General features: G+C 62.8%; 22 protein-coding genes. 11 read left to right on the top strand and 11 right to left on the bottom strand.

Annotated elements, in window-relative coordinates; translation table 11 throughout:
* Positions 1-25 precede the first annotated feature (25 nt).
* The 7 genes from OO25_RS16410 to OO25_RS16380 form a co-directional block, all read right to left on the bottom strand.
* On the bottom strand, positions 26-799 hold the full coding sequence (locus tag OO25_RS16410; RefSeq protein ID WP_040181221.1) for a LamB/YcsF family protein: 774 nt from the start codon (positions 797-799) through the stop codon (positions 26-28).
* Entirely contained in the window at positions 796-1839 is a 1044-nt protein-coding gene (locus tag OO25_RS16405) for a biotin-dependent carboxyltransferase family protein (RefSeq protein ID WP_040181219.1), read from the bottom strand. Before OO25_RS16405 ends, OO25_RS16410 begins: the two co-directional genes overlap by 4 nt.
* Positions 1836-2588, bottom strand: a complete 753-nt coding sequence (locus OO25_RS16400) for an allophanate hydrolase subunit 1 (RefSeq protein WP_040181218.1) — start codon at positions 2586-2588, stop codon at positions 1836-1838. The genes OO25_RS16405 and OO25_RS16400 overlap by 4 nt, the downstream gene beginning before the upstream one ends.
* Before the next feature lie 170 nt (positions 2589-2758).
* The gene (locus OO25_RS16395) at positions 2759-3538 is read right to left on the bottom strand and encodes a class II glutamine amidotransferase (protein WP_040181216.1); all 780 of its coding nucleotides are present in this window, start codon (positions 3536-3538) and stop codon (positions 2759-2761) included.
* Positions 3538-5007, bottom strand: coding sequence for an aminotransferase class V-fold PLP-dependent enzyme (locus OO25_RS16390; protein ID WP_040181214.1), 1470 nt, complete (start codon positions 5005-5007; stop codon positions 3538-3540). Before OO25_RS16390 ends, OO25_RS16395 begins: the two co-directional genes overlap by 1 nt.
* Before the next feature lie 210 nt (positions 5008-5217).
* Entirely contained in the window at positions 5218-6540 is a 1323-nt protein-coding gene (locus OO25_RS16385) for an aspartate aminotransferase family protein (protein ID WP_040181212.1), read from the bottom strand.
* Complete coding sequence (locus OO25_RS16380; protein WP_082035342.1) at positions 6537-7343, bottom strand: 3-keto-5-aminohexanoate cleavage protein; 807 nt, start codon at positions 7341-7343, stop codon at positions 6537-6539. Before OO25_RS16380 ends, OO25_RS16385 begins: the two co-directional genes overlap by 4 nt.
* A 258-nt stretch (positions 7344-7601) precedes the next feature.
* Between OO25_RS16380 and OO25_RS16375 the strand changes: the two genes are divergently transcribed.
* Entirely contained in the window at positions 7602-8999 is a 1398-nt protein-coding gene (locus OO25_RS16375) for an aspartate aminotransferase family protein (protein WP_040181208.1), read from the top strand.
* An 82-nt stretch (positions 9000-9081) separates the two neighbouring features.
* Here the strand turns inward: OO25_RS16375 and OO25_RS16370 are convergent, their stop codons facing one another.
* From OO25_RS16370 to OO25_RS16360, 3 genes are all read right to left on the bottom strand, one after another.
* Positions 9082-9837: an SDR family oxidoreductase gene (locus tag OO25_RS16370; RefSeq protein WP_040181244.1), complete on the bottom strand. Its 756-nt coding sequence runs from the start codon at positions 9835-9837 to the stop codon at positions 9082-9084.
* 256 nt (positions 9838-10093) lie between these two features.
* Positions 10094-11122, bottom strand: a complete 1029-nt coding sequence (locus OO25_RS16365; protein ID WP_040181206.1) for a permease — start codon at positions 11120-11122, stop codon at positions 10094-10096.
* On the bottom strand, positions 11115-11432 hold the full coding sequence (locus OO25_RS16360; protein WP_040181204.1) for a helix-turn-helix transcriptional regulator: 318 nt from the start codon (positions 11430-11432) through the stop codon (positions 11115-11117). Before OO25_RS16360 ends, OO25_RS16365 begins: the two co-directional genes overlap by 8 nt.
* Before the next feature lie 252 nt (positions 11433-11684).
* On the opposite strand from OO25_RS16360, the gene OO25_RS16355 reads away from it, so the two are divergent.
* From OO25_RS16355 to OO25_RS16340, 4 genes are all read left to right on the top strand, one after another.
* Entirely contained in the window at positions 11685-13160 is a 1476-nt protein-coding gene (locus OO25_RS16355; RefSeq protein WP_040174348.1) for a PLP-dependent aminotransferase family protein, read from the top strand.
* Between the two features lie 191 nt (positions 13161-13351).
* A complete protein-coding gene (gene xsc / locus OO25_RS16350; protein WP_040174349.1) occupies positions 13352-15127 on the top strand; it encodes a sulfoacetaldehyde acetyltransferase in 1776 nt (591 codons plus the stop codon).
* Positions 15128-15132: 5 nt separating this feature from the next.
* Positions 15133-15879 carry a TSUP family transporter gene (locus OO25_RS16345; protein WP_040181202.1) on the top strand — a complete coding sequence of 249 codons (747 nt, stop codon included), beginning with the start codon at positions 15133-15135 and terminating at the stop codon, positions 15877-15879.
* Positions 15876-17036, top strand: a complete 1161-nt coding sequence (locus tag OO25_RS16340; protein WP_040181201.1) for an acetate/propionate family kinase — start codon at positions 15876-15878, stop codon at positions 17034-17036. Before OO25_RS16345 ends, OO25_RS16340 begins: the two co-directional genes overlap by 4 nt.
* Positions 17037-17073: 37 nt before the next feature.
* Here OO25_RS16340 and OO25_RS16335 read toward each other — a convergent pair whose 3' ends face one another.
* Positions 17074-17925, bottom strand: coding sequence for a phosphate acyltransferase (locus OO25_RS16335; protein ID WP_040181200.1), 852 nt, complete (start codon positions 17923-17925; stop codon positions 17074-17076).
* Between the two features lie 32 nt (positions 17926-17957).
* Between OO25_RS16335 and OO25_RS16330 the strand changes: the two genes are divergently transcribed.
* From OO25_RS16330 to sigJ, 6 genes are all read left to right on the top strand, one after another.
* A complete protein-coding gene (locus OO25_RS16330) occupies positions 17958-19091 on the top strand; it encodes a citrate synthase (protein WP_040181199.1) in 1134 nt (377 codons plus the stop codon).
* A gap of 76 nt (positions 19092-19167) precedes the next feature.
* Positions 19168-22008: a molybdopterin oxidoreductase family protein gene (locus OO25_RS16325; RefSeq protein WP_040181198.1), complete on the top strand. Its 2841-nt coding sequence runs from the start codon at positions 19168-19170 to the stop codon at positions 22006-22008.
* Positions 22009-22087: 79 nt separating this feature from the next.
* Positions 22088-22882 (top strand): 4Fe-4S dicluster domain-containing protein, encoded by a 795-nt coding sequence (locus OO25_RS16320; protein WP_040181197.1) that lies wholly within the window; start codon positions 22088-22090, stop codon positions 22880-22882.
* Positions 22882-23769, top strand: a complete 888-nt coding sequence (locus tag OO25_RS16315; RefSeq protein ID WP_040181196.1) for a DmsC/YnfH family molybdoenzyme membrane anchor subunit — start codon at positions 22882-22884, stop codon at positions 23767-23769. Before OO25_RS16320 ends, OO25_RS16315 begins: the two co-directional genes overlap by 1 nt.
* A 147-nt stretch (positions 23770-23916) precedes the next feature.
* Positions 23917-24387, top strand: a complete 471-nt coding sequence (locus OO25_RS16310; protein WP_040181243.1) for a carboxymuconolactone decarboxylase family protein — start codon at positions 23917-23919, stop codon at positions 24385-24387.
* A complete protein-coding gene (gene sigJ, locus OO25_RS16305) occupies positions 24384-25265 on the top strand; it encodes an RNA polymerase sigma factor SigJ (RefSeq protein WP_040181194.1) in 882 nt (293 codons plus the stop codon). The genes OO25_RS16310 and sigJ overlap by 4 nt, the downstream gene beginning before the upstream one ends.
* Positions 25266-25426: the final 161 nt, after the last annotated feature.

Genomic DNA, 25426 nt, shown 5'->3' with positions numbered 1-25426 from the left:
ATCCAATCCCTGTCTCACGACAAGTTCACCCCCGACGCCCATCAAAGGCGCGAACCTCGATCCCGCCCTCGGACAGCGATCGGCGCACCGACCGCGCCAGCTGCACGGCGGTTGGTGTGTCCCCATGCAGGCAGATCGTGTCGATGGCAGTGGGGATGCGCGCACCGCTGTCGGTGATGATCGCCCCCTCCTGCACCATTTGCAGAATGCGCGGCCCGGCAATCGCGGGATCGTGGATCACCGCGCCGGGCAGGGAGCGGTCCACCAGCGTCCCGTCATCATTATAGGCCCGATCCGCAAAGATCTCTCCGCACCAGTTGCAGCCCAGCTCCCGCACCACCTCTTCCATGGCGGTGGCGGCCAGCACCATGATGATCAGATCCGGGTCCAGCTCCAGCGCCGCCTCATAGCAGGCCCGCGCCATAGCATGATCCACCGAGGCCATATTCGACAGCGCCCCATGCAGCTTCAGATGCCGCACTTTGGTACCAGCCGCGCGCGCCATGCCCTGTGCCGCGCCCAGCTGATAGCGGATCATATTGGCCAACGTGCCCTGTGGCACCTGCATCCTGCGGCGGCCAAAGCCTTGAAGATCATCAAACCCCGGATGCGCGCCGATCCCTACCCCGTGGTCGCGTGCCCGCGCCATAGTCACCGCCATCACATCCGGATCACCCGCATGGAACCCGCAGGCAATATTGGCCGAGGAGACGACATCCAGCAGCGCCGCATCATCGCCCATGGTCCAGGGGCCAAAGCTCTCGCCCATATCGGCGTTCAGATCGACGGTCTTGCTCATGTTTCAGCTCCAGTTTCAAAAGGATCAGCCTCGGCTGATATTGCGCCCCCGATCAGTTGATAGGACAGCAGATCCGCCATATCAGCCGGATCGCGCAGCAGCGGGCGGCAGGCAGAGGGCAGCGCCGCAACAGCGGCCTCATGGGCGGCCTGCTGCGCCAGCCCGTCCTCAAGCGTGACCCAGCGAAACCGCAGCACCGCCCCAGCCGCCGCCTGCACCGCCCGCGACAGATCGCAGGGCAGAACCGTACCGATCCGGGGGTAGCCCCCGGTCGTTTGGGCCTCGCGCAGCAGCAGAAACGGGCGGCCGTCACCTGTCATCTGCACATCTCCCGGCACAATGATCTCCGACAGCACATTCAACTGCCCCTCAGCGGCAAATCCGGCCCCCTCGGACATCAACTGCAAGGCCATGCGACTGGCACGCCGCCCCGGTGTGAAAGGCGTCTCGGCAAAGCGATGGCGCACCTCGGGTGGGAACAGATCAGACTGGAAGCTTTCGACCAGCCGCAGCTCCCCGCCTGCGAAGCGATCCGCCACGCGCAGGCCCAACCCGGTTACCTGCCGCGCCGCTGGCAGCATTTCAGCTCCCACCGGCAGGGTATCGCCTTTGGTCACTGGCGCCCCAAGGGCCGCCACCAGATGCGCTGCCCGCGCGCCCAGAAACTCCGGCGTGGCAAACCCGCCGCCCACATGCAGATAGCCATAAACGCCCCGTTTTGCAGGGCCGATCTCCAACCGTTGCCCCCGCTCAATCCGGTGCGACGCATTCCAGACCAACGGCGCGCCATCCAGCGTTGCCACCATCTCGGCGCCGGTCAGGGCAATCCGCATCGGCGCGCTTGCCTCAAACAACCCGCCCATGCCGGCCATCTCCAGCGCCGCCAGCCCGGCATCCTGTCGCAACAGCGCCGCGCCTTCGGCCAGCGCCAGCGTATCCGCCGCGCCGCCCTGCGACAGCCCCTGCCCGAGGTAGCCAACCCGGCCCCGATCCTGCACCGTGCAGGAGGGACCAATCCGCAGAACCCGCAGCGCTCTCATGATGTGACCTCGCTGACAATGGCACCGCCCTGTTGGGCGCCGCTGTCCCGCAACCGCAAAAACGCCGCCCGGCTCACCGGTTCGAACTGCAACTCATCTCCGGCGCGCAGCGCAAAGGGATCGGCGGCCTCCGGCTGAAACAGCGTCAGACCGGTCTGCCCGACATGGCGCCATCCCGTGGGCGATGCGGTTGAGAACAGCACGAACTGCCGGATCGCCAATACCAGCGCGCCAACCGGCACCTGCGGAGTGACTTCGCTCTGTCGCGGGATGTCCCAGTTTTCGCCCAACGTCCCAAGATAGGGCTGCCCCGGCGCAAATCCGATGGTCAGCACCCGAACCCGCGCCGCGCCCAACTCCTCAATCGCTGCTGCCTCGCTCACCCCTGCCAGATCCGCCGCCTCTTCCAGCTGTGGTGCGAGCTCAGTGCCGTACACCGTCGGCACCCGCCAGAACCGCCGCCCATCCGGCAGCGGCGCCTGATACCAATCCCGGGTCAGCAACAACTCTGCCAGCGCCCCGCGCAACCGATCATGCGGCAGCTCCACCGCATCAAAGCGCACAAAGACCGAGGCCAAAGAGGTCGCAGTTTCCACCACGCCGCTCAGCCCCAACACATTGACCGCACTGCGAAAGGCAAGTGTGGCCCGGTTGGTGGCCTCATCCAGCTGATCGCCAAAGCTGACCAGCATTCCCGACAGCCCGACATTGCGGATCAGCGGATAGGTTGGGGGGGCCTCGCGCGACATGGTTCCTCCGACAGCGGCGACGGGCGACGCCCCGGCCGCCTCGGGCCGCTCCGGTATCGCCGTCCATTTTCGCCACAGGGTTGCGCCGCAAAGCGGGGATAGTCAACCGCGCTTTGCTCTCTCAGGTCACCAACGCACAGGAGCTGCCTCCCGTCGGCATCAACCCAAGATCAGGCCGCCAAGGCTGTGGTGAAGGGCAGGTCCATGACCTCGCCCCCCTCTACCACCAGCGCCCGGTTCGGCTGCACCTCAATCCAGGCACTGATATCACTGTCCAGCGGTTCTGAGGTGACGATCACCCCCTCCTTATAGACCCGGTAATAGAGGCTGGGTGCATGCCTGTCGGAGGCATAGCGCGCCGCATAAAGCCGGGTGCCATCGGACCAGCAGGCCCCAAACCGCATATGCGGCGTGGTGCCATTCTCGCGCGAGACGGCCTCCACCTGCTGCACGGCGGCGGCGACGGCCCCGATGGGATCCGCGTCCAGTCCCAGACCAAGTGCAATCAGGAAAATCGCCTCACTCTCAGTGCCGCCCAGACGATGATTGTAGTAGGCATCCGGAATCATCGTATCCAGCCGCTTGCGGAACTGCATATGTCCGCCCGCCTGACCATTGTGCATAAAGCTCCACTTGCCGCTGGCAAAGGGATGGCAATTGTTGCGCGAAGTCGCGGTTCCGGTGGAGGCCCGCACATGGGCCAGAAACAGCCCAGTTTTGGTATGGCGCGAAATCTGCGCCAGATTGGGATCGGACCAGGCCGGATGCGTGTCCTTATAAAGACACGGCTCCGGGCGGTCTGAATACCAGGCCATCCCAAACCCATCGGCATTGATCGGCGTCTTGCAGATCAGCGCATTCCGACACTGATGCACCAGCGAATGTTCCGGTACAAACACCAGATCCTCAAGGTAGCGCGGGGCCCCGTTCCAGGCGAGCAGACGGCACATTAGGCCACCTTCGGCGCAAAACGCGCGGTAGCGGTATCGACGTTATACCCCTCACAGAACCGCCGCGGATCCTGTGCGAGGTCGCGCACCGCGTGGATGATTGCATCGGCCTTCTCATCGCTCAGCGTGGCGGAGAAGTTAAGACGGGTCCAGCCCGGTTTCTCGATCTCCTGCCCGCCCAGAATGGCCGCGCGCATAGCCCGAGACTGCACCGGTCCGATGTTCAGCAATCGGTGGGCATATGGCCCCGCACAGGCGCAGCCGCCACGGGCCTGCACCCCGTAGTGATCCGACAGCATCCGGGTGAACAGCTGTTGGTGGATCGGCGCGCCGGTCTCGGGATCCTGCACCTGAAACGAGAAGATCGGCAGTTTCTGCTTGGCATTCGGATTGCCGAGGATCTGCAGGTTGGGCAGATCCTGCCAGGCCGCCAGCGCCCGCTGCCGCAGCTCCTCCTGCCGCTGGTCCATGAACGCCTGCCCCATCGCCTCCTTCACCAGAAGACACAGCGCGGCACGAATATCGCCAACCACATTGGGCGTGCCCGCCTCTTCCCGCGCGGCCAGATCATCGGCGTAATCATGCTGCCAGGGGGAGACAAATTTCACGGTGCCACCACCGGGGAGGGTTGGGCGTGTACTTGCGACAGCAGCCTTGCGCAGGATCATCACACCAGACGCCCCCGGCCCGCCCAGGAATTTATGGGCGGAGAACACAATCGCGTCCTTCTCGGCATCCGTGCCCGCAGCCATATCCATCGGCAGATAAGGGCCGCCCCCCGCGTAGTCCCAGACCACCCGCGCGCCATGGCGACGCAACACCCGGCTGACGGCATCGGTGTCGGTAACAATCCCTGTGACATTCGACGCCGCCGAAAACGCCCCTACGATCAGGCGGTCGCCGCCAGCCTCCCGCTGCAACACGGCCTCCAGCTCGCCCATGTCAGGCCCACCTTCGGTGGCCTCGGCAATTTCGACCACTTCGGCGCCGCTTTCGCGCCACGGCAGGATGTTGGAATGGTGCTCATAGGGGCCAAGGATAACCAGAGGCGTCTGCCCCGCAGCCACCGCGCCGGAGACCCCCAACAAATGCACCAGCCGATTGAGCCCTGCCGTCGCGCCGGATCCAGTGAACACCGTCGCAAAACGATCATCCGCACCGCAGATACGCGCAATGGTCTGCCGTGCCGCCCGGCGCAGCCGAGTCATGAAGCTGCCGCAATAAGATGCCTCAGTGTGGCTGTTGGCATAATAGGGCAGCACCTCAGTCAGAACGAAGTCCTCAACCTGCCGTAGGGCCCGACCAGAGGCGACGTAATCGGCATAGATCATTTTCACCGGCCCGTTCGGCCCCGGCAGTTCCGCCCCGTCACCAATGACACCGGCCCGCAGGCGGTCCAGACACTCCGCCCCGGCAAGCGACGCGCCGAAGCGATCAAGAAGGTCGGCAGGGGCGAAATTTGTGGTCATTTGAACGGTCCTCTTGTTGTGTTGCAGACACACTACCAAGCAGGACCAGTGAATATTCACTCATTTATTGCATAAATCAACCTAAGCATTCATCAAATGACACCACGCAACAGCTCATAGCCGATCAAAATCTCAAACACGGGACGACACCCCGATGGTATGATCTGCCAGTCCGCAGTACCTCGCTGACCACCCCCACCAATAGCCGTCTTAGGGCAGAACCTGAGCGAAGGCGATCTCCAGCTTGTCTGTGATCTCGCCGATCTGATCTTCACTGAGGATAAAGGCCGGTGCCAGCAGAATATGATCCCCGTTGCGCCCATCTCGCGTGCCCGCCATCGGATAGCAGATCAGCCCGGCCTCAAACGCCGCCTTCTTCAGCTTGCCTGCAACACCAAGACCCGGATCAAACGGCGTTTTGCTCTCGCGGTCTGCCACCAGTTCGATCCCGCGGAACAGCCCCCGCCCGCGCAGGTCGCCGACATGCGGATGCGGGCCAAACCGCGCGACCAGTGCTGCGTGCAGCTTCTCGCCCATCTCAGCACTGCGCTGCACCAGACCGCGATCCAACAGTGCCCGCACCACCGCCAGACCCGCAGCCGTCGCAACCGGGTGACCGATATAGGTGTGGCCATGCTGGAAAAATCCGCTGCCGCCTTCAATCGCCTCATAGATTTGCCGGCTGCACAGCATCGCGCCAATCGGCTGATAGCCAGCCCCCAACCCTTTTGCGATGCACAGGATATCCGGCGCAACACCATCCGCCTCGCAGGCGAACAAATGCCCGGTGCGCCCCATGCCGCACATCACCTCATCCAGAATGAGCAACACGCCATATTGGTCGCAGATTTCACGAATGCGTTTGAAATACCCCTCAACCGCAGGCACCGCGCCTGATGTGGCCCCGACCACCGGCTCCGCCATAAAGGCCATGACCGTTTCAGGCCCAAGCCGCAGAATCTCCGCCTCCAACTCATTGGCGACGCGCTGACCATAGTCGTAGCTGCTTTCGCCCTCACCCCGGTCAACATACTCATAGCAGGGCGCGATATGGGAAATATCAATCAGCAGCGGCGCAAACTGTTGCCGTCGCCATGCGTTGCCGCCTGCCGCAAGCGCGCCCAGCGTATTGCCGTGATAGCTCTGCCTGCGCGCGATCACATGACGGCGCGTGGTGTCGCCACGCTCCAGATGATATTGCCGCGCCAGCTTGATCGCCGCCTCTGTCGCCTCCGACCCGCCAGACACGAAATAGACCCGGTCGAGATCTCCCGGCGCCTGCGAAATCAACAGATCGGCCAGCGCCTCTGCCGGTTCCGACGTCAGAAACCCGGTATGAGCAAAGGCCAGTTTGCCGACTTGCTCCTGCACTGCAGCAATCACTCCGGCATCGGAATGCCCCAGACAGGACACCGCCGCCCCGCCAGAGCCATCGAAATAGCGTTTGCCATTGGCATCAATCAGATAGCAGCCGTCCCCTGCGACGGCAGTGGGCAGATTGGCCTTGGTGTGGCGGGGAAAAACATGGCTCATAGCTGGGCTCCTTTATCCTCGGAAACAGGCATCACAAGCGGGCGATGCCCCGCCGCGCGCGCCAATGCGACAAACTCGGCAACTGAGGCTGCGTTGTCAGGATACTCTGATCCATCCGCAGCTTGAGTATTGTTTTCAAACCCGATCCGCAGCCGTCCCCCGGCCTCCAGCCCCGCCAGCAGGCAGGCGTGTTCCTGCCGGCCAAAGGCGCAGAGCCCCCAGTCCAGATCCAGATCCGCAGTTGCCTCGAGAAACACGCGCAGCTCGGACGCCTCAGCCAAACGCGGCGGCGCGTATTGGCCCAGCACAAAAATTGCCGACCGCATCTGCGCCGGAATATCCCCGCGCGCATAGGCCTGACGCAACGCCGCAATGCAGTCAGGACCATACAGGATATGCTGCACCTCGGTTCCTGCCTCCGCACAGATCGCATAGGCCCGCGCGGCCAACGTCCAGTCCCGCGCCATTTCCCGGACCGAGACCGAGGCCGCCGCCGGGCGCAGCGCCTCCAGACAGGCCAGCTGATCCGCCACGTCAAACATACCCGCACTCTCGGTGGTGATCTGGATCGCCATGCCCGGCGCCGCCTCAGCCACCGCCGCCATCGCTGCACGGTAGCGCCCCGCATCCAGGGAATGGCCGCCGTCCCGGTTGCGCACGTGCAGATGCAGCGCATCCGCCCCAGCCCGTTGGCAGGCGGCTGCCGTGGCAGCAATTTCCGCCGTGCGCGACGGCAGCCCCGGATGATCCGCCTGCCGTCGCCGCGCCCCATTGGGGGCCACCATCAAATGATATGTCGTCACCGCGTCGCTCCGCCTATGTCACTGCGCCGGTCTATCGGCTGCATCGGTTTGGCGCATAACGGCGCATGTTCTCAATCCGGCAAATCCAGAACATATGTTTTTTACCACACCCCCCGCTCGCCCCGCGTCTGGAGCTAAATTGCGTCGGCAACTGGACCTAGAGCAAAACGTAAATATAGCGTTTCGTGGATACAGGGCGAGTCTGGCCAGCCAATCCATGGCAGACCGCATTTTCGAACAACGTGGAAAGGGCATGTCATGGATGGCACGTTCAATGAAAACGACCTGAGCCGGGTCATCGCCGCAGACAAGGCCAACGTCTGGCATCACCTGATCCAGCACAAGCCTTTTGAAGAAAACGACCCCCGCATCATCGTCGAGGGCAAGGGCATGCGGGTCTGGGACCAGAACGGCAAGGAATGGCTCGACGCCGTTTCCGGCGGGGTCTGGACCGTCAATGTCGGCTATGGCCGCGAGGAAATCGCCAAGGCGGTCTACGACCAGCTGATGAAGCTTTGTTACTTCGCGCAATCCGCAGGCTCGATCCCCGGTGCGTTGTTTGCCGAAAAGCTGATTGAGAAGATGCCGGGCATGAGCCGGGTCTACTACAACAACTCCGGCTCGGAGGCGAATGAGAAAGCCTTCAAGATGGTGCGCCAGATCGCACACAAGAAATACGGCGGCAAGAAAACCAAGATCCTGTACCGCGACCGCGACTACCACGGCTCCACCCTCGCAGCGATGTCCGCAGGTGGCCAGGAAGAGCGCAACATGCAATATGGCCCCTTCGCGCCCGATTTCGTGAAGGTTCCTCACTGCATGGAGTACCGCAAGCACGAGCTGGGTCTGGAGCATCTCTCCGGCAAGGAGTTCGGCATCGCCGCCGCCAATCAGATCGAAGAGGTCATCCTGCGCGAAGGCCCCGACACCGTTGGCGCGCTCTGCCTTGAGCCGGTGACCGCAGGTGGTGGTGTTATCGAGGCGCCCGAGGGCTACTGGCCGCGCGTGCAGGAGATCTGCAAACAATACGACATCCTGTTGCACATCGACGAAGTGGTCTGTGGCGTCGGCCGCACCGGCACTTGGTTTGGCTACCAGCACTACGGCATCGAGCCCGACTTCGTGACCATGGCGAAAGGTGTGGCCTCGGGTTATGCCGCAATTGCCTGCCTCGTCACCACCGAAGCGGTCTTTGACATGTTCAAGGATGACGCCAGCGATCCGCTGAACTACTTCCGCGACATCTCCACTTTTGGCGGCTGCACCGCAGGCCCCGCCGCCGCGCTCGTCAATATGCAGATCATCGAGGATGAGAACCTCCTTGAGAACTGCGTCGCCATGGGGGAGCGGATGAAATCCAACCTCGAGGCGCTGATGGAGAGACATCAGGTCATCGGCGATGTGCGCGGCAAGGGTCTGTTCCTCGGCGCCGAGCTGGTTGCGGACCGCGAAACGAAGGAGCCGGTGGACGAGAAACTGGCACAGGCGGTTGTGGCCGAATGTGGCAATCAGAACGTCATCATCGGTGTGACCAACCGCTCCATTCCGGGTAAGAACAACACCCTCTGCTTCAGCCCGGCGCTGATCGTAACCCCCGAAGACGTGGACAAGATCACCGACGCGGTGGATGTGGCCCTGACCAAAGTGTTTGGCTGATACATTTCCCCTGTTGGAGGAACGAATTGCGCCCCGGTATGTCCGGGGCGCTTTTTTGTTGAGACAGTTGGCCCGGTCGGGTTCAGACAAGCCGCGCCGCGATTCCGCCATCCACCGCCACCGGACCGCCGGTCACGAAACTGGACCGGTCCGACAGAAGAAACAGCGCAGCTTGGGCAATTTCCACCGGCGCGGCCATCCGTTTCATCGGGTGCAACCCCGCGATAAAACTGTGTGTGTCCGGATCGTCCCCCGCCATGGCGGTTTTGGTTCCGCCCGGCAGCAGCGCGTTTGCCCGGATACCCTCTGCAGCCAGATCGGACGCCAGCGACTGAACCAGGCCGATCAACCCCGCCTTAGACGCCGCATAGGCCCCCATGCCAGGCATGCCGCCATTGCTGAACCCAACAAAGGATCCGGTAAACACCAGCGCACCACCGCCGCGTGCGCGCAGAGCAGGGATCTGCGCCTTGGCCGAGAAAAACGCGCCGGTCAGGTTTGCCGTGAGGACGGCGTTCCAGTTGGCGGCATCCATCTGCTCAACCGGCCCCATGTCTCCCATGATGCCCGCGTTGTTAAAGGCGCCGTCCAGCCCGCCAAACGCCTCTGTCGCCAAGGCCACCAAAGATTCTGAATAGGATTCCTCGGTAACATCCCCAGCCAGGCAGGCCGCCCGTCCACCGCTCTGATTTATCTGACCCGCAAGGGTTTGCAGCTCAGCCTGCCGCCGGGCACCCAGCACGACATTGGCCCCTTCTGCCGCAAACAACAACGCCGCCGCAGCACCGATACCGCTACTCGCGCCGGTAATGATAACTGTCTTGTCTCTTAGTTCCATGATCAAAGCCTCCATTGGTTGACGCCCTGAGCTAACCGCCTCACTGACATGCACTCGACCCGTTTCATGCGGTTGCAGTGGAGGCTCTTCCCTTTCCCGCAGGAAACGGGTCGCGGAGGCCGCCGGTCCCGGACCGCCAGATAAGGTCGCCCCAGACGCGACAGCGCCGCGCAAATGCGCGGCGCTTGGCCCAACGGGTGTCAGGCATCTCAGATGCCGCACACCGGACGGGAGCATCCCGCCCGGTCCCGGCTCCTCAGACCATCTGAAACAAGATCCCAGACAGGATCGCGCCGGTGATCCCCAGCGCCAGATAGGTGGCAAAGACCTGTGGCTTCACCAGCGACCAGACCGCCGCCATCGCCGGGATCGAACTCACTGCACCCGCCACCATGAAGGCCATCGCGGCTCCCGCGCTCATCCCCTGCTCCATCAGCCCCGCCAGCAAGGGTGGCGCCACATAGGAGTTGAGATAGGCTGGCATCCCCACCAGCGCTGCGGTGGCAATCGGCAGGATCCCCTCGCCACCCACCAGGGTCGCAATCAGATCAGCCGGCACATAGGACACCAGCAGCGCCTCCAGCACATAGGCCAGCGTCAGCCATTTCACCAGAAACAGACCATTGCTGACGAACTCCTGCCGGAACTGGCTGCGCCGCGCAGGGTCCCGCCAGAAGGCCCAGACCGGTGCCTCGGCCTTCGGCGCACCACAGCCACAGCAGCTGGAACGCGGCGCCTGCCGCAGCGGGCTGGCAAAGGCGCCCGCCCCCCGCAATGCCTTGATGGCAAAGCCGCCAAACAGCCCCAGCGCCACCGCTGCGACCGCCTTGGCAATCGCAAACGGCCAGCCGAGCGCCCCAGCCGTGATCAGCAGCGTCGGTGGGTCGATCAGGGGCGAGGCCAGCCAGAACGCCATCACCGCAGACAGCGGCGCACCCAGCGCCAACAGCCCGGCAATAAACGGGATCACCTCGCAGGAACAAAACGGTGCCAGCCCGCCAAAGACCGCCGCCAGAAAGATCATCCGCACTTCCCGCCCTTCAAAAGCGCGTGCGACCATCACCTCGGCCCCTGTCGCCTTGAGGTAGGAAAGCAGCAGCACCGCAAAGAGAATATAACGCCCGGTATGCAGCAGCGCCGCCCCGGCAAAACGGATGACCTCCGCCAGATTGCCGGGATCCAGCACCGCCACCGCCAGCAGGATCGCCACACAAAGCGCCCATGGCGTCTTGATCCCCCGCGCAATCAGGCCTGCAGGGCGTGGATTTTGTGTCAGCTCAGCCATCGTTTGCCACCTCCCGGATAGAGACATCATCCGCGCAGCACTCACTGAGGATAAACCCCGCCAGTTGTTTCAACTGATCATAGTCCGCTGTGTTATAAGTGCTGCGCCCGTCTTTGCGCTGTAGGATCAACCCGGCTCCAGCCAGAAGTTTCAGATGATGGGCCAATGTGGAGGGCGCAATCCCCGTCCGGGCCTGAATATCCTGCACCATCAACCCGCCTTCGCCCGCGCGCACCAGGCAGCGCAAAACCGCCAGCCGCGCCTCCGACCCCATCGCCGCAAATCCACCCGCCGCCCGTTCCCAGTCCATAACGCACCTCCTGGCCCCATCTTGATCTCAATTGATTCGATAAAACTAGTTCTATAGGTATTACGAGGAAATGCAAGACACCACTGTTGCACGTGATCCAAACTGCAAATGAACATATTCGTCTTGCCGCCCGGTTTGATGAGAGTGAAAGCGGCCTGTTCGACCGACCTCAAGCCAGTACGCGGCACAGATTTCCCCAAACTGGCACTAAGTCCAGATTGCACCCCATTTATGTCCAGCCTACAGTGAGGCATGGCCATCTCTGTCGACACCTTCTTTCTGAACCCCGATGCGCAAGGCACCCTGCAGGCGCAGATCCAGGAAATGATTGCCGAGGGCATTCTCTCCGGCCGCTTGCGGGTGGGCGAGAAACTGCCCTCCTCGCGCAAGCTGGCCGCACATCTGGGCATCAGCCGCATCACCGTAACGCTCGCCTATACCGAGCTTCTGGCCAATGATTACCTGATCTCCAAGGGACGGTCTGGGTATTATGTTTCCGAAAACGCCCCGGTGCCGCCCAGCTACGCGCCCTCGCAGAAATCTGCGGACACGGTGGACTGGGCCTCGGCCATCGTCGGCAACTACTGCGGCGGCGACACCCCCCGCAAACCACAGGACTGGCGCGATTATCGCTACCCCTTCATCTACGGGCAGGCGGATGCCTCGCTGTTTGACCACGCCAACTGGCGGCTCTGTGCCCTGCGCGCCTTGGGGCAAAAGGATTTTGCCGCGCTCACCAATGATTACTTCGATCAGGACGATCCGCTTCTGGTGGAATATATCGCCCGCCACACCCTGCCCCGCCGCGGCATCTCTGCCCGGCCAGAGGAAATCCTGATCACCCTTGGGGCGCAGAACGCGCTCTGGCTGGTGGCGCAGCTGCTCTTGGGGCCGGGGCGCAAGGCCGCGCTGGAGGATCCGACCTATTATACCCTGCGCGATCAGTTGGTTTATCGCGGCTGCGAGATCGACTGCCTGCCGGTGGACCATGACGGGCTGCCACCCGACACCATCCGAGATGACACCGATGTCATTTTCACCACCCCCAGCCACCAGAGCCCGACCACAGCCACCATGCCGATGGCGCGTCGCAAACAGCTGCTGGACCGCGCCCGCGATATTGATGCGGTGATTGTCGAGGATGACTATGAATTCGAGATGTCCTTTCTCGGCGCGCCCTCACCTGCGCTGAAGTCGCTCGATGCGGATGGCCGGGTGGTCTATGTCGGCAGCTTCTCCAAATCGCTCTTCCCCGGCCTGCGCCTTGGCTATCTGGTGGGATCCGAACCCTTCATCCGGCAGGCCCGCGCCCTGCGCGCCAATGTGCTGCGCCACCCGCCCGGTCATGTGCAGCGCACCGTGGCCTATTTCCTGTCGCTGGGCCACTACGATGCCCAGATCCGCCGCATGGCCAAGGTTCTGCATGATCGCCGCTGTGTGATCGAAGAGGCTGTGACCCATCATGGGCTTAGCGTGGCAGGCGTCGGCGTCTACGGCGGCTCCTCCCTATGGATGTGCGCCGACGCGGGCGTGGATACCGCAGCGGTCGCCCAATCGCTGAAGGCAAAGAGCGTCCTGATCGAACCCGGCGCGCCCTTTTTCGCCGCAGAACACCGCAAGCAAAACTACTACCGGCTTGGCTATTCTTCGATCCCCTCCAACCGGATTGAACCGGGCCTTGCTCTGCTTGCCGAGGCTCTGCGCCCGAGCTGTGCAAAGGCTGGTTAGCCTGCCACATCTGCGGTTTGCCCCCTTCCGAAGTCTCTGCCTGACGCTGCAGTGCAGCAATCATCCCCACCGCATACTGGTACTAAGCCGGGGCGGGAACTGGCCCTAACTCGGCTCTGCTCGGCGGAATACACCAGATTCATCCCGGCCTTTGTGCCGGCCCTTTTGGCGTCTCATCAGGAGAATACGCGATGAAAATGACCACCGAGGAAGCATTTGTAAAAACACTGCAAATGCACGGCATCCAACATGCGTTTGGCATCATCGGCTCGGCCATGATGCCGATTTCTGACATCTTCCCCGACGCGGGCATCACCTTCTGGGACTGCGCCCACGAAGGCTCCGGCGGGATGATGGCGGACGGTTACACCCGCGCCACCGGCAAAATGTCGATGATGATCGCCCAGAACGGCCCCGGCATCACCAACTTTGTGACCGCGGTGAAGACCGCCTACTGGAACCACACCCCGCTCTTGCTGGTCACCCCTCAGGCTGCGAACAAGACCATTGGTCAGGGCGGTTTCCAGGAAATGGAACAGATGCGCATGTTCGCCGATTGCGTCGCCTATCAGGAAGAGGTCCGCGACCCCTCCCGCGTGGCCGAAGTGCTGAACCGTGTCATCATGAACGCCAAGCGCGCCTCGGCGCCCGCGCAGTTGAACATTCCGCGTGACATGTGGACCCAGGTCATCGACATCGAACTGCCCGCCATTGTTGAATTTGAACGACCCTCCGGTGGCGAAACCGCCGTCAGCGACGCGGCGAAACTGCTGTCCGAAGCCAAGAACCCCGTGATCCTGAACGGCGCCGGCGTGGTATTGTCCAAGGGCGGCATTGCGGCCTCCCAGAAGCTGGCCGAACGTCTGGATGCGCCGGTCTGTGTTGGTTATCAGCACAATGACGCCTTTCCCGGTAATCACCCGCTGTTTGCAGGTCCGCTGGGTTACAACGGCTCCAAAGCCGGGATGGAGCTGATCAAGGACGCCGACGTCGTTCTCTGCCTCGGCACCCGTCTGAACCCCTTCTCCACGCTGCCCGGCTACGGCATGGAATACTGGCCCGCCGATGCCAAGATCATTCAGGTCGATATCAATCCTGACCGCATCGGCCTGACCAAGAAAGTCTCCGTCGGCATCATCGGCGACGCCGCCAAAGTGGCCTCCGGGATCCTCTCCCAGCTGAGCGACAGCGCAGGCGATGCGGGCCGCGAGGAGCGCAAGAACCGCATCTCGGAAACCAAATCACGCTGGGCGCAGCAGCTCACCGAGATGACCCATGAGGACGACGATCCGGGCACCACCTGGAACCAGCGCGCCCGCGCCGACAAACCCGAATGGATGAGCCCCCGCATGGCGTGGCGCGCTATCCAGCAGGCCCTCCCCCGCGAGGCGATCATCTCCTCCGACATCGGCAACAACTGCGCCATCGGCAACGCCTACCCATCCTTCGACGAGGGGCGCAAATATCTGGCCCCCGGCCTTTTTGGTCCCTGTGGCTATGGTCTGCCTGCGATTGTCGGCGCCAAGATCGGCTGCCCGGATACCCCGGTTGTTGGCTTCTCCGGCGACGGTGCCTTCGGCATCGCGGTGACCGAGCTGACCGCGATTGGCCGGGGCGAATGGCCCGCGATCACCCATATCGTGTTCCGCAACTACCAGTGGGGCGCGGAAAAGCGGAACTCCACCCTGTGGTTCGATGACAACTTCGTCGGCACCGAACTGGACGAGCAGGTTTCTTATGCAGGCATTGCCAGCGCCTGTGGCCTCAACGGTGTTGTGGCCCGCACCATGGATGAGCTGACCTCCGCACTTGCGCAGGCCATCGAGGACCAGAAAAACGGCAAAACCACCCTGATCGAAGCCATGATCAACCAGGAGCTGGGTGAGCCGTTCCGCCGTGACGCCATGAAGAAGCCGGTCCGCGTAGCAGGCATCGACAAGGCCGACATGCGCGAACAGCAGGTCTGACGCCTATGCCCCTGCCTTTTGATCTCTCAATGGGCGCGGGCGCCTTTCTGGCCGCCGCATTATTTGCGGCGGCCTTTATCCGCGGATATTCGGGCTTTGGCTTTTCCGCGATCTTCATCATTCTCGCCGCTCTCGTCACAAATCCGCTGCCGCTGATCCCCGTGGTCTTTGCCTGCGAGATTGCGATGACCGCCTTTCAGGCGCGCGGCATTCGCCCCCATATCGACTGGCGCAGATCCCTGGCTCTCTTGGCTGGTGCTGCTGTTGCCACTTTGCCTGCCGTCGCCGTGATGGCCCGCCTTGGCCCGGATCAGGCGCGGCTGGTGATTTCCGTGCTGATCCTTGGCCTCAGCCTCCTGTTGCTCAGCGGTTGGCGCCTCGCGCGCCCCATTGGGACCGCCGGGCATGTCGCCGTGGGCATGGCCTCCGGCATGGCCAATAGCGCCGGCGTGGGCGGCCTGCCCGCTGCCGCCTTCATGACCGCGCAGCCGATCCCGCCTGCGGTGTTTCGCGCCACCATGATCGTGTTTCTGACGGGCATCGACCTGATGGCCCTGCCGGTCATGTCCGCCCATGGGCTGACTGGCCCGGACACGCTTTGGGGTGTGATCCTCGCCTTTCCCATCCTTGGTGCGGGTGTCTGGTTGGGCTCACGCGGCTTTGCGCTGGCCGCGCCGGATTTGTTCCGCCGCTATGTCGTGACGCTCTTGGCGGCACTGGCGGCCCTCAACCTCGTGAAGGCCGCGCTATGACCTCATCATCTGAAACCGACATTCTGGTCCTTAATGCCGGGTCCTCTTCTATCAAGTTCGCGATCTTCGACGCGGATCTCACCCAGCGTATTGCGGGCCTGGCCGAGGGGATCGGCACGCCGCAATCACGTTTGCGCATCGCAGACACCAGCAGCGACAGCCAGTTCCTCGCCCACGCCGAAGCGCTGGCTGCGATCCTGGCGGCACTGCCCGAGCACGGACTTGACCCGTCGCGGCTCGCAGCTGTCGGCCACCGGGTCGTTCATGGCGGACGCAAGCTGACCAAACCGGTGCGCATCACCCCCGAGATCCGCGGTGAAATCGCCGATTGCACGCCGCTGGCTCCGCTGCACAACCCCCATAGCCTTGCGGCGATTGATACGATGGCCGTCACCGCGCCTGAGCTGCCGCAGTTTGCCAGCTTTGACACCTCGTTTCACGCCACCAATCCAGAGGTCGCCACCCGCTACGCGATCCCCCGCGTGGAAGAGACCAAGGGCATCCGCCGCTACGGGTTTCACGGTCTGTCCTACGCCTCGCTGGTGCGGCGCCTGCCGGAGATTTCCGGCGCGCCGCTGCCCTCGCGAATTCTGGCCTTTCACCTGGGCAACGGCGCCTCGCTTTGTGCGATCCGCAATGGCCAGTCCATTGCCACCACCATGGGCTATTCGCCGCTGGATGGCCTGACCATGGGCACCCGGTCGGGCGGCATTGACGCCAATGCGGTGCTGCGCCTGGTCGAAGACAACGGGCTGGAGCGCACCAAGGCGATCCTCAACAACGAAAGCGGGCTATTGGGGTTGTCGGGTGGCAAATCCGACATGCGCAACCTGATGCTGGACCCCAGCGCCGACAGCGCCTTTGCCATCGAACATTTCTGCTACTGGAGCCTGCGTCACGCAGGCAGCCTGATTGCCGCGATGGAAGGTCTGGATGCCATCGCCTTCACCGGTGGCATCGGCGAGAACGCGGTGGGTGTGCGCGCCCGTATTCTGCGCGGTCTGGAATGGATCGGCGCGCGTATGGATGTGGATGCCAACCACGCCCGCAAGGCGCGCCTGCATGCCGGCAGCTCCAAGGTGGCGATCTGGGTGATTGAGGCTGAGGAAGAGCGTCAGATCGCCATGGACGCCCAGACCCTGATGGGGGCGTCATGATCGCCGCCCCCGTCCGCCTGTCACACCTTCAGCAAGATCAGATCTGCGCCACCGTCAGGACCGTCGCCGCCACGATGTCCTCGACCGAGGCGCCTCGGCTCAGATCGCAGACCGGCTTGGCAAAGCCCTGCAAGAACGGCCCCAGCGCCTGCGCGCCGCCCAATTCCTGGCAGAGCTTGTATCCGATATTTCCCGCATCCAGCGTCGGGAAGATCAGCACATTGGCCTCAACCGGCGCGATGCCTTTCTTCTCGGCAATCGCAGGGTTCAGCGCCGCATCCGCCTGCACCGGGCCTGCAAATCCGCTGGCCTCTGCCGCCGCGCGCACCAGCGCCACACTGTCACCATCGCCCGAGGTGCCGGTGGAAAACGACAGCATCGCAACCCGTGCTGACCCCAGTAGCGCCTCTGCCGAACGTGCAGAGGCCCGTGCGATATCCGCCAGTTGCGCCGCATCCGGCGCGACATTTACGGCGCAATCTGCAAACACCAATTCGCGCCCGTCCGGAAACACCATCAGGAAGAACGACGAGGCTGTGCTGACCCCCGCATCCAGCCCGATGCCGATGCTGGCCGCCTCAATCACCCGGCGCGTGGGTACATCCGCGCCCGCCACCATCGCATCCGCCTCGCCCGCAGCCACCATCGCCGCCGCGCGGTACAGGGGTTTGGAGAGCATCCGCTTGGCGATGCCCTCCTTCATACCGCGCGCCGCCACCAAGACATCCACATGCGCCGCAGACACCGGCGCCAAAGGCACCGCCTCCACCAGCCCCTCACGGGTCAGCTGGTCTACCGCAGCTGCCACTCTGGGGTCGTCCATCTCGGGAAACACCACCCGTGCCCTGCGATCCCGAGCCAGCGCATATGCGTTTTCAAGTACAGTCATTTTGATCTCCCTTGCGGGGAAAGGAGCCAGCAATGAGCGATAACGTCAAGATCAACCGCGGCCTCAAGGGGATCTACTTTGAACGCTCCGGGGTTTCCGACATTGACGGCGCCAAGGGCGAGCTGAGTTATCGCGGCTATTCCATTCACGATCTGGCCACGCATTCCACCTTTGAGGAGGTCTGCTATCTGCTGATCCATGGCGAATTGCCCGATGCGGATCAGTTCGCAGAATTTGAGACCGCACTGAAAGCCGCCCGCGCGTTGCCTGCCCCGGTGCTGGATATCATCCGCGCCACCAAGGATGGCCATCCGATGGATGTGCTGCGCACTGCCGTCTCTGCCCTCGCCGCGCTTGAACCAGACAGCCAGCAGGTCGGCGAAGACGCCTTTGTCGCCAACGGCATCCGCCTGATTTCGCAGGTGCCGATCATCATCGCCGCCCATGACGCGATCCGAAATGGCCGCGAGGTGGTGGCCCCCGACATGACCCTCAGCCATGCGGGCAACTGGCTGTGGATGCTGAAGGGCGAGAAACCCACGCCAGAGGCCACCCGGCTCGCGGATGTTGATTTTATCCTGCACGCCGAACATGGTGCCAACGCCTCCAGCTTTGCCGCGCGCGTCACCATCGGGACCGAAACCAACCTTCACGGCGGCATCGTCACCGCGCTCTCCACCCTTGCAGGTCCGGCCCACGGCGGTGCCGCCGAGGACGTGATGAAGATGGTGCATGAGATCGGCACGCCCGACAAAGCCGCCGCCTATGTGAAGGCCAAGCGCGCCGCCAAGGAGGCCGTGACCGGTTTTGGCCACCGCGTCTACCGCAAGGAAGACCCACGCGCGCGCCACATGCGCGAAGGCGTGCGCCAGTTGGGAGCGGAAATGGGCGCGCCGGAGTGGTATGAAATCCTGCAAGCCGTGGTGGAGGCCATGCAGCCCTACGCCCGCCACGGTCTGAACGTGAATGTCGATTTCTACTCCGGCGTGATCTACCAACTGCACGGCATCGCGATGGATCTCTACGTGCCGATCTTTGCCATCGGCCGGATGCCCGGCTGGATCATCCAATGCATCGAACAGCAGCGCGGCAATATCCTGATCCGCCCCCTGACCCTTTACAACGGGCCGGAACCCCGCGCCTATATTCCACTAAACGCGCGCTGATCGCACCCACTCCGCGCCACAGTACATAACGCCGCCCGGCCCATGCAGGCCCGGCGCATCACCGAACAGGGACACCATGGCACATACCCAGCCCCAGCTAGACACCTCGCCGCCCGTGTCGGACGAGATCCGCCAGACCACCTGCTACATGTGCGCCTGCCGCTGCGGCATCAACGTCCACATGAAAACGGATGAGGATGGCCAAAAGAAAGTCGCCTATATCGAAGGCAACCGCGATCATCCGGTGAACAAGGGCGTGCTCTGCGCCAAAGGCTCTGCCGGGATCATGCAGCACAACGCGCCGTCACGTCTGCGGGCGCCGATGAAACGCGTCGGCCCGCGCGGCTCCGGCAAGTTCGAGGAAATCTCCTGGGACGAGGCGCTGGACATTGCCGCTGGCTGGCTGGAACCCATCCGCGAGGATAACCCGGAAAAGCTGGCGTTCTTTACCGGGCGCGACCAATCCCAGAGCTTCACCAGTTTCTGGGCGCAGAACTTCGGCACCTGCAACTATGCAGCCCACGGCGGGTTCTGCTCGGTCAATATGGCCACCGCCGGCATCTACACGATGGGCGGCGCGTTCTGGGAATTCGGCCAGCCCGACTGGGATCACACCAAGCTGTTCATGTTGTTTGGCGTCGCCGAAGACCACGACAGCAACCCCATCAAGATGGGCATCGGCAAGATCAAGGCGCGCGGTGCGCGGGTCATTGGCGTCAATCCAATCCGCTCCGGCTACAACGCTGTGGCTGACGATTGGGTCGGCATCACGCCGGGCACCGACGGTCTGTTCATCCTGGCGCTGGTGCATGTGCTGATGAAGGCGGGCAAGATTGATCTGGAGTACCTCAGCCAGTTCACCAACGCGCCAGTGCTGGTCAATCAGGATCCAGATAGCGCCGATTACGGCCTGTTCTTGCGCGATGACCATGGCGCGCCTCTGGTGATCAACCGCAAGACCGGCCAGCTCGCGCCCTTTGACATGCATGGCGTGCGCCCCGATCTGGGCGGCTCGTTTGAACTCAATGGCATCACCCATGTGTCCGTCTTCCAACTGATGGCCCAGCGCTATCTCAGCGACGACTACGCCCCCGAAGCCGTGGCCGAGCGTTGCGGTGTCTCCGCCAAACGCATCCGCGCCATCGCCGCCGAGCTGGCCCGCGTCGCCTTTGACGAGGCATTCGAGCTGGATCAGGAATGGACCGATTTCCGCGGTGAGACCCATAAAACCATGAAGGGCCGCCCGGTCGCCATGCACTCCATGCGCGGTGTCTCAGCCCATGCCAACGGCTTTCAGACCTGCCGCGCGCTGCATGTGTTGCAGATCCTTCTGGGCACGGTGGAGGCGCCCGGCGGCTTCCGCTTCAAACCGCCCTACCCCAAACCGGTAGAGGCGCATCCCGCCCCCCATTGCCGCGTCACCCCGAACAAACCGCTGGACGGCCCGCATCTGGGCTTCGTGCACGGGCCGGAACATCTGGCGCTGAAGACCGACGGCAGCCCGGCGCGCATCGACAAGGCGTTCACCTGGGAAAACCCGATGTCCAGCCACGGGCTGATGCATATGGTGATTTCCAACGCCCATGCCGGTGATCCCTACAAGATCGACACGCTGTTCATGTATATGGCGAATATGTCGTGGAACTCCTCGATGAACACGCGCGGCGTGATGGAAATGCTCACCGACACCGACGACAATGGCGACTATGTGATCCCCCGGATCATCTACTCGGACGCCTATTCATCGGAAATGGTGGCCTATGCGGATCTGATCCTGCCCGACACCACCTATCTGGAACGCCACGACTGTATCTCGCTGCTCGATCGTCCCATCTGCGAGGCCGACGGCGCGGCTGATGCGATCCGCTGGCCCGTGGTGGAACCCGACCGCGACGTGCGCGGATTCCAGACCGTACTGGTGCAGCTGGCCAATAAGATGAAACTGCCCGGCTTCACCCATGAAGACGGCACAGCGAAATGGCAGGACTACGCCGACTATATCGTGAACCACGAACGCAAACCCGGCATCGGCCCGCTTGCAGGGTTCAGGGGCGAGGACGGCAGCAAGGTTGGCCGGGGTGAGGTGAACCCCGAACAGCTGGACAAATACATCGAAAACGGCGGTTTCTTTGTCGAACATATCCCGGCAGAGGCCAGCTATTTCAAACCCTGGAACATGGCCTATCAGGACTGGGCGGTGAACCTCGGCCTCTTTGACAGCCCACAGCCCTATCTGTTCCAGCTTTATGTGGAGCCCTTGCGCAAGTTCCAGCTGGCCGCTGAAGGCCACGGTGAGCGCCAGCCGCCCGAGCACCTACGCGCCCGCATCAAAGAGACGATGGACCCGCTGCCGATCTGGTATGAAACCGATCAGCAGGGCAACGACGGCTTCACCGTCAACGCCCTCACCCAGCGCCCCATGGCGATGTATCACTCCTGGGGCACGCAGAACGCCTGGCTGCGCCAGATCCATGGCCGCAATCCGCTTTATGTGCCGACCAAGCTGATGCGCGAAAACCACCTCAGCGATGGCGACTGGGCCAGGGTCACCTCCCCCCACGGTGAAATCACCGTGCCAGTGATGGAGATGGCGGCGCTCAATGAAAACACCGTCTGGACCTGGAACGCCATCGGCAAGCGCAAAGGCGCCTGGGCGCTGGAAGAAAACGCGCCGGAAGCCACCAAAGGCTTCCTCCTCAACCATCTGATCCACGAGCTGCTGCCGCCGAAGGGCGACGGGCTTCGCTGGGCCAATTCCGACCCGATCACCGGTCAGGCCGCGTGGTTCGATCTGAAAGTAAAGATCGAAAAAGTCGCCGCGCCGCAGGATCTGAGCGAAAGCCAGCCTGTTATGGAGCCTCAAACCTCACCCGTGGGCACCGGTCCCAAAGACCTGACATGGAAGGTGGGCAAATGATCAATCCAATTTTCTTCCAAGGAAATTGCCAAGAAAATAGACATCTTCTTGGTTCCGCAACTTGCACCGAGGGTATGCAATGACCGAGCTTCCCACCAAGACCGACCGCAAGATGGGGCTGGTCATTGACCTGGATACCTGTGTCGGCTGCCATGCCTGTGTGATTTCCTGCAAGGGCTGGAACACCGAAAACTATGGCGCGCCGCTATCAGATCAGAATGTCTATGGCGCCGATCCCTCGGGCACCTTCCTCAACCGGGTGCACTCCTATGAGGTGCAGCCATCCCCCTGTGCCAGCCAGCCCAACCCGGCGGCCCAGCTGGTGCATTTCCCGAAATCCTGCCTGCATTGCGAAGACGCCCCCTGCGTCACCGTCTGCCCCACCGGCGCCAGCTACAAGCGGGTGGAAGACGGTATCGTTCTGGTCAATGAGTCCAACTGCATCGGCTGTGGCCTTTGTGCCTGGTCCTGCCCCTATGGCGCCCGTGAGCTGGATCTGGCCGAAGGGGTGATGAAGAAATGCACGCTCTGTGTGGACCGGATCTACAATGAGAACCTCGAAGAGGTGGACCGCGTGCCATCCTGTGTGCGCACCTGCCCCGCTGGCGCCCGCCATTTCGGAGATTTGGGCGATCCTGACAGTGATGTCTCCAAACTGGTGGCAGAGCGTGGCGGCATGGACCTGATGCCGGAAATGGGCACCAAACCGGTGAACAAATACCTGCCCCCCCGCCCCAAAGATCAGATCGAGGATCAGATCGACATTCTGGCTCCGCTGCTGGCCCCCGTCGCAGAAGAGCCCAAGGGCTTTCTCGGCTGGCTGGACAAGGCGCTCGACAAACTTCCCGGCAATTCCGCAGAGGAGACGAGCTGATGCATCCCGCACCTTCTGTTATCCTCTTCACCACCCTCTCTGGTCTCGGCTTTGGCCTTCTGGCCTTCCTTGGCCTTGGCAAGCCTGAGGTAACCGGCTGGGTCGCCTTTGTGTTCTATGCCATCGCCTTTGGTTTTGCGGTGGGCGGGCTTCTGGCCTCGACCTTTCACCTTGGCCGGCCAGAACGAGCCTGGCGCGCCTTTAGCCAGTGGAAAACCAGCTGGCTCAGCCGCGAAGGCATCTGCGCAGTTGCGGCTCTCATTGTGATGGGGCTCTTTGCCTTTGGCGCGGTGTTTCTGGACACCCATTGGTGGGTACTCGGCTGGATCGGCGCGGCGCTGTCGCTGGCGACTGTCTTCACGACCTCGATGATCTACACCCAGCTCAAGACCATTCCGCGCTGGAACATGGCGCTGACGCCGGTGATGTTCCTGTCCTTCAGTCTTGCGGGCGGGTCACTGCTGGCCGGGGCGGAGGTGCTGGCGCCTTGGCTTCTGGCCATCGCAGGTTCGGTACAGCTGGCCTATTGGGCCAAGGGTGATCAGGCCTTTGCCAGCTCCGGCACCGATATGGGCACCGCCACCGGCCTTGGCGATCGCGGCACAGTGCGTGCGTTTGAACCGCCCCATACCGGCTCCAACTACCTGCTGCGTGAATTTGTGCATGTGGTCGGGCGCAAACATGCGCAGAAACTGCGGGTGATCGCCTTTGCCTCAGGCTTTGCGCTGCCCTTGATCTGCCTCATCCTGCCGGTTGAAGGCCTGACGCTCAAACACCTGCTCGCAGGCGTCGCCGTACTGCTGCACATCGCAGGGATCGCGGTTTCCCGCTGGCTGTTCTTTGCCCAGGCCGAACATGTCGTCGGGCTTTATTACGGCAAGCGTTGAGCCATCCCAAAACACCTAAAAATCAGGGCGCCCCAGCGGCGCCCTTTTTTCGTGGCCCACATCTTTTTTCAAAAAACCTCACCACCCATGTCACAAACCCACCCGCTGCCTCGTCCTGTTTCTGAACCCATCAGAAAGGACCAAATGATGTCGCAACGTCTCGATTATTTCTCTGTCGCCGGGGATCTGTTCAAACCGATGATGGAGCAGGAAACCCTGTTCAAAAACAGCACTTTGGAATTCAGCGTGGTGGAACTGGTGAAGCTGCGGGCCTCCCAAATCAACGGCTGCGCCTTCTGCATCCATATGCACACCAATGAGATGCGCGCCCATGGCGAGAGCGAGGACCGGATGCATCTGCTGAACGCTTGGCGCGAATCGCCGCTCTACAGACCCCGCGAACGCGCGGCGCTGGCGTGGTGCGAGGCGCTGACACGGGTGGAGGCCACCGCTGCGCCCGATGCCGACTATGACGCCGTGGCAGAGCTGTTTGAGCCGCGCGAACAGGTGCTGCTGACGCTGCTGATCGGTGCCATCAACAGCTGGAACCGCATTGCAATCGGCTTCCGCAGCGCCCACCCTGTGAGCGAGAGCAGCACAGGGGCCAACGCGGCGTGACAGCACAGACCAAAGACACAGGAACCGATGCGTTTCTGACAGCGCGGCCGCGATTGTTTGCGGCCGCCTACCGGATGCTGGGCAGCGTGACCGATGCCGAAGATATCCTGCAGGACGCCTATCTGCGCTGGCAGTCGGCCCCCAAGGGTGAGGTTCTGGACCCGACCGGGTACCTGATGCGGATCACCACGCGGCTCTGTCTTGATCAGTTGAAATCAGCGCGCAAACGGCGCGAGACCTACCCTGGCGAGTGGTTGCCAGAGCCGGTGCTAACTGATGAGGCCACCGAGCTGCTGGATCATGATGTCTCGGTTGCGCTTCTGCTGGCGCTGGACGCCCTCTCCCCGCTGGAACGCGCGGCCTTCCTTTTGCATGATATCTTTGACAGCTCTTTTAGCGACGTGGCCTCCGCGCTGAACCGCTCGCCCGAGGCCTGTCGCCAACTGGCTACCCGCGCGCGCCGCAAGGTGCAGGCCTTGCGACCGGAGGCCCCCAGCCGCCCAGACCAAGGCGAGGCGCTGACCGAGGCGTTTTTTCGCGCCTCCAAAACCGGGGATATGACCGCCCTCACCCGGTTGCTGAGCGAAGATGTGCAGCTGATCTCCGATGGCGGCGGCAAGGCAATGGCGGCACTCAATCCGATCTATGGATGCGACAAGGTGCTGCGGCTGCTGGCCGGGCTTGCCCGCAAAGCCCATCACACAGCGCCAGATCACTGGCGCCTGTGTCAGCTCAATGGTCTGCCTGCGATTGTGAGCCGCGGCGAAGATGGCATTCTGCAAGCCACCTCGCTGGATATTAGCGCGGGCCGGATCACCCGCATCTATGTCACCCGCAACCCGGACAAGACGCGGCATCTGGCATCTGTGCTGGGGTGATCTGCCGTTGCCCAGGCAGCGCACGCCCTGCTTACCGCTGATACATCTGCCGGCCCTATTCTGTTGTGGATCGCGATCACTTCCGGGCTATACGACCCCGGACACCATGGAAGCCGACCCCAACGGCAACTCTGCCATCGGGGTTGTGCAAAACAGTTTCG

Source organism: Phaeobacter sp. S60 (genome assembly GCF_000826845.1).
In the GTDB taxonomy this organism is placed as follows: Bacteria; Pseudomonadota; Alphaproteobacteria; order Rhodobacterales; family Rhodobacteraceae; genus Phaeobacter; species Phaeobacter piscinae.
Note: the sequence above shows the minus strand (reverse complement) of the source record. Positions and strands in the feature narration are given on the sequence as shown.

Coding starts and splice junctions, on each gene's coding strand:
- OO25_RS16410 (WP_040181221.1), bottom strand. CDS start 799: ATGAGCAAGACCGTCGATCTGAACGCCGATATGGGCGAGAGCTTTGGC.
- OO25_RS16405 (WP_040181219.1), bottom strand. CDS start 1,839: ATGAGAGCGCTGCGGGTTCTGCGGATTGGTCCCTCCTGCACGGTGCAG.
- OO25_RS16400 (WP_040181218.1), bottom strand. CDS start 2,588: ATGTCGCGCGAGGCCCCCCCAACCTATCCGCTGATCCGCAATGTCGGG.
- OO25_RS16395 (WP_040181216.1), bottom strand. CDS start 3,538: ATGTGCCGTCTGCTCGCCTGGAACGGGGCCCCGCGCTACCTTGAGGAT.
- OO25_RS16390 (WP_040181214.1), bottom strand. CDS start 5,007: ATGACCACAAATTTCGCCCCTGCCGACCTTCTTGATCGCTTCGGCGCG.
- OO25_RS16385 (WP_040181212.1), bottom strand. CDS start 6,540: ATGAGCCATGTTTTTCCCCGCCACACCAAGGCCAATCTGCCCACTGCC.
- OO25_RS16375 (WP_040181208.1), top strand. CDS start 7,602: ATGGATGGCACGTTCAATGAAAACGACCTGAGCCGGGTCATCGCCGCA.
- OO25_RS16370 (WP_040181244.1), bottom strand. CDS start 9,837: ATGGAACTAAGAGACAAGACAGTTATCATTACCGGCGCGAGTAGCGGT.
- OO25_RS16365 (WP_040181206.1), bottom strand. CDS start 11,122: ATGGCTGAGCTGACACAAAATCCACGCCCTGCAGGCCTGATTGCGCGG.
- OO25_RS16360 (WP_040181204.1), bottom strand. CDS start 11,432: ATGGACTGGGAACGGGCGGCGGGTGGATTTGCGGCGATGGGGTCGGAG.
- OO25_RS16355 (WP_040174348.1), top strand. CDS start 11,685: ATGGCCATCTCTGTCGACACCTTCTTTCTGAACCCCGATGCGCAAGGC.
- xsc (WP_040174349.1), top strand. CDS start 13,352: ATGAAAATGACCACCGAGGAAGCATTTGTAAAAACACTGCAAATGCAC.
- OO25_RS16345 (WP_040181202.1), top strand. CDS start 15,133: ATGCCCCTGCCTTTTGATCTCTCAATGGGCGCGGGCGCCTTTCTGGCC.
- OO25_RS16340 (WP_040181201.1), top strand. CDS start 15,876: ATGACCTCATCATCTGAAACCGACATTCTGGTCCTTAATGCCGGGTCC.
- OO25_RS16335 (WP_040181200.1), bottom strand. CDS start 17,925: ATGACTGTACTTGAAAACGCATATGCGCTGGCTCGGGATCGCAGGGCA.
- OO25_RS16330 (WP_040181199.1), top strand. CDS start 17,958: ATGAGCGATAACGTCAAGATCAACCGCGGCCTCAAGGGGATCTACTTT.
- OO25_RS16325 (WP_040181198.1), top strand. CDS start 19,168: ATGGCACATACCCAGCCCCAGCTAGACACCTCGCCGCCCGTGTCGGAC.
- OO25_RS16320 (WP_040181197.1), top strand. CDS start 22,088: ATGACCGAGCTTCCCACCAAGACCGACCGCAAGATGGGGCTGGTCATT.
- OO25_RS16315 (WP_040181196.1), top strand. CDS start 22,882: ATGCATCCCGCACCTTCTGTTATCCTCTTCACCACCCTCTCTGGTCTC.
- OO25_RS16310 (WP_040181243.1), top strand. CDS start 23,917: ATGTCGCAACGTCTCGATTATTTCTCTGTCGCCGGGGATCTGTTCAAA.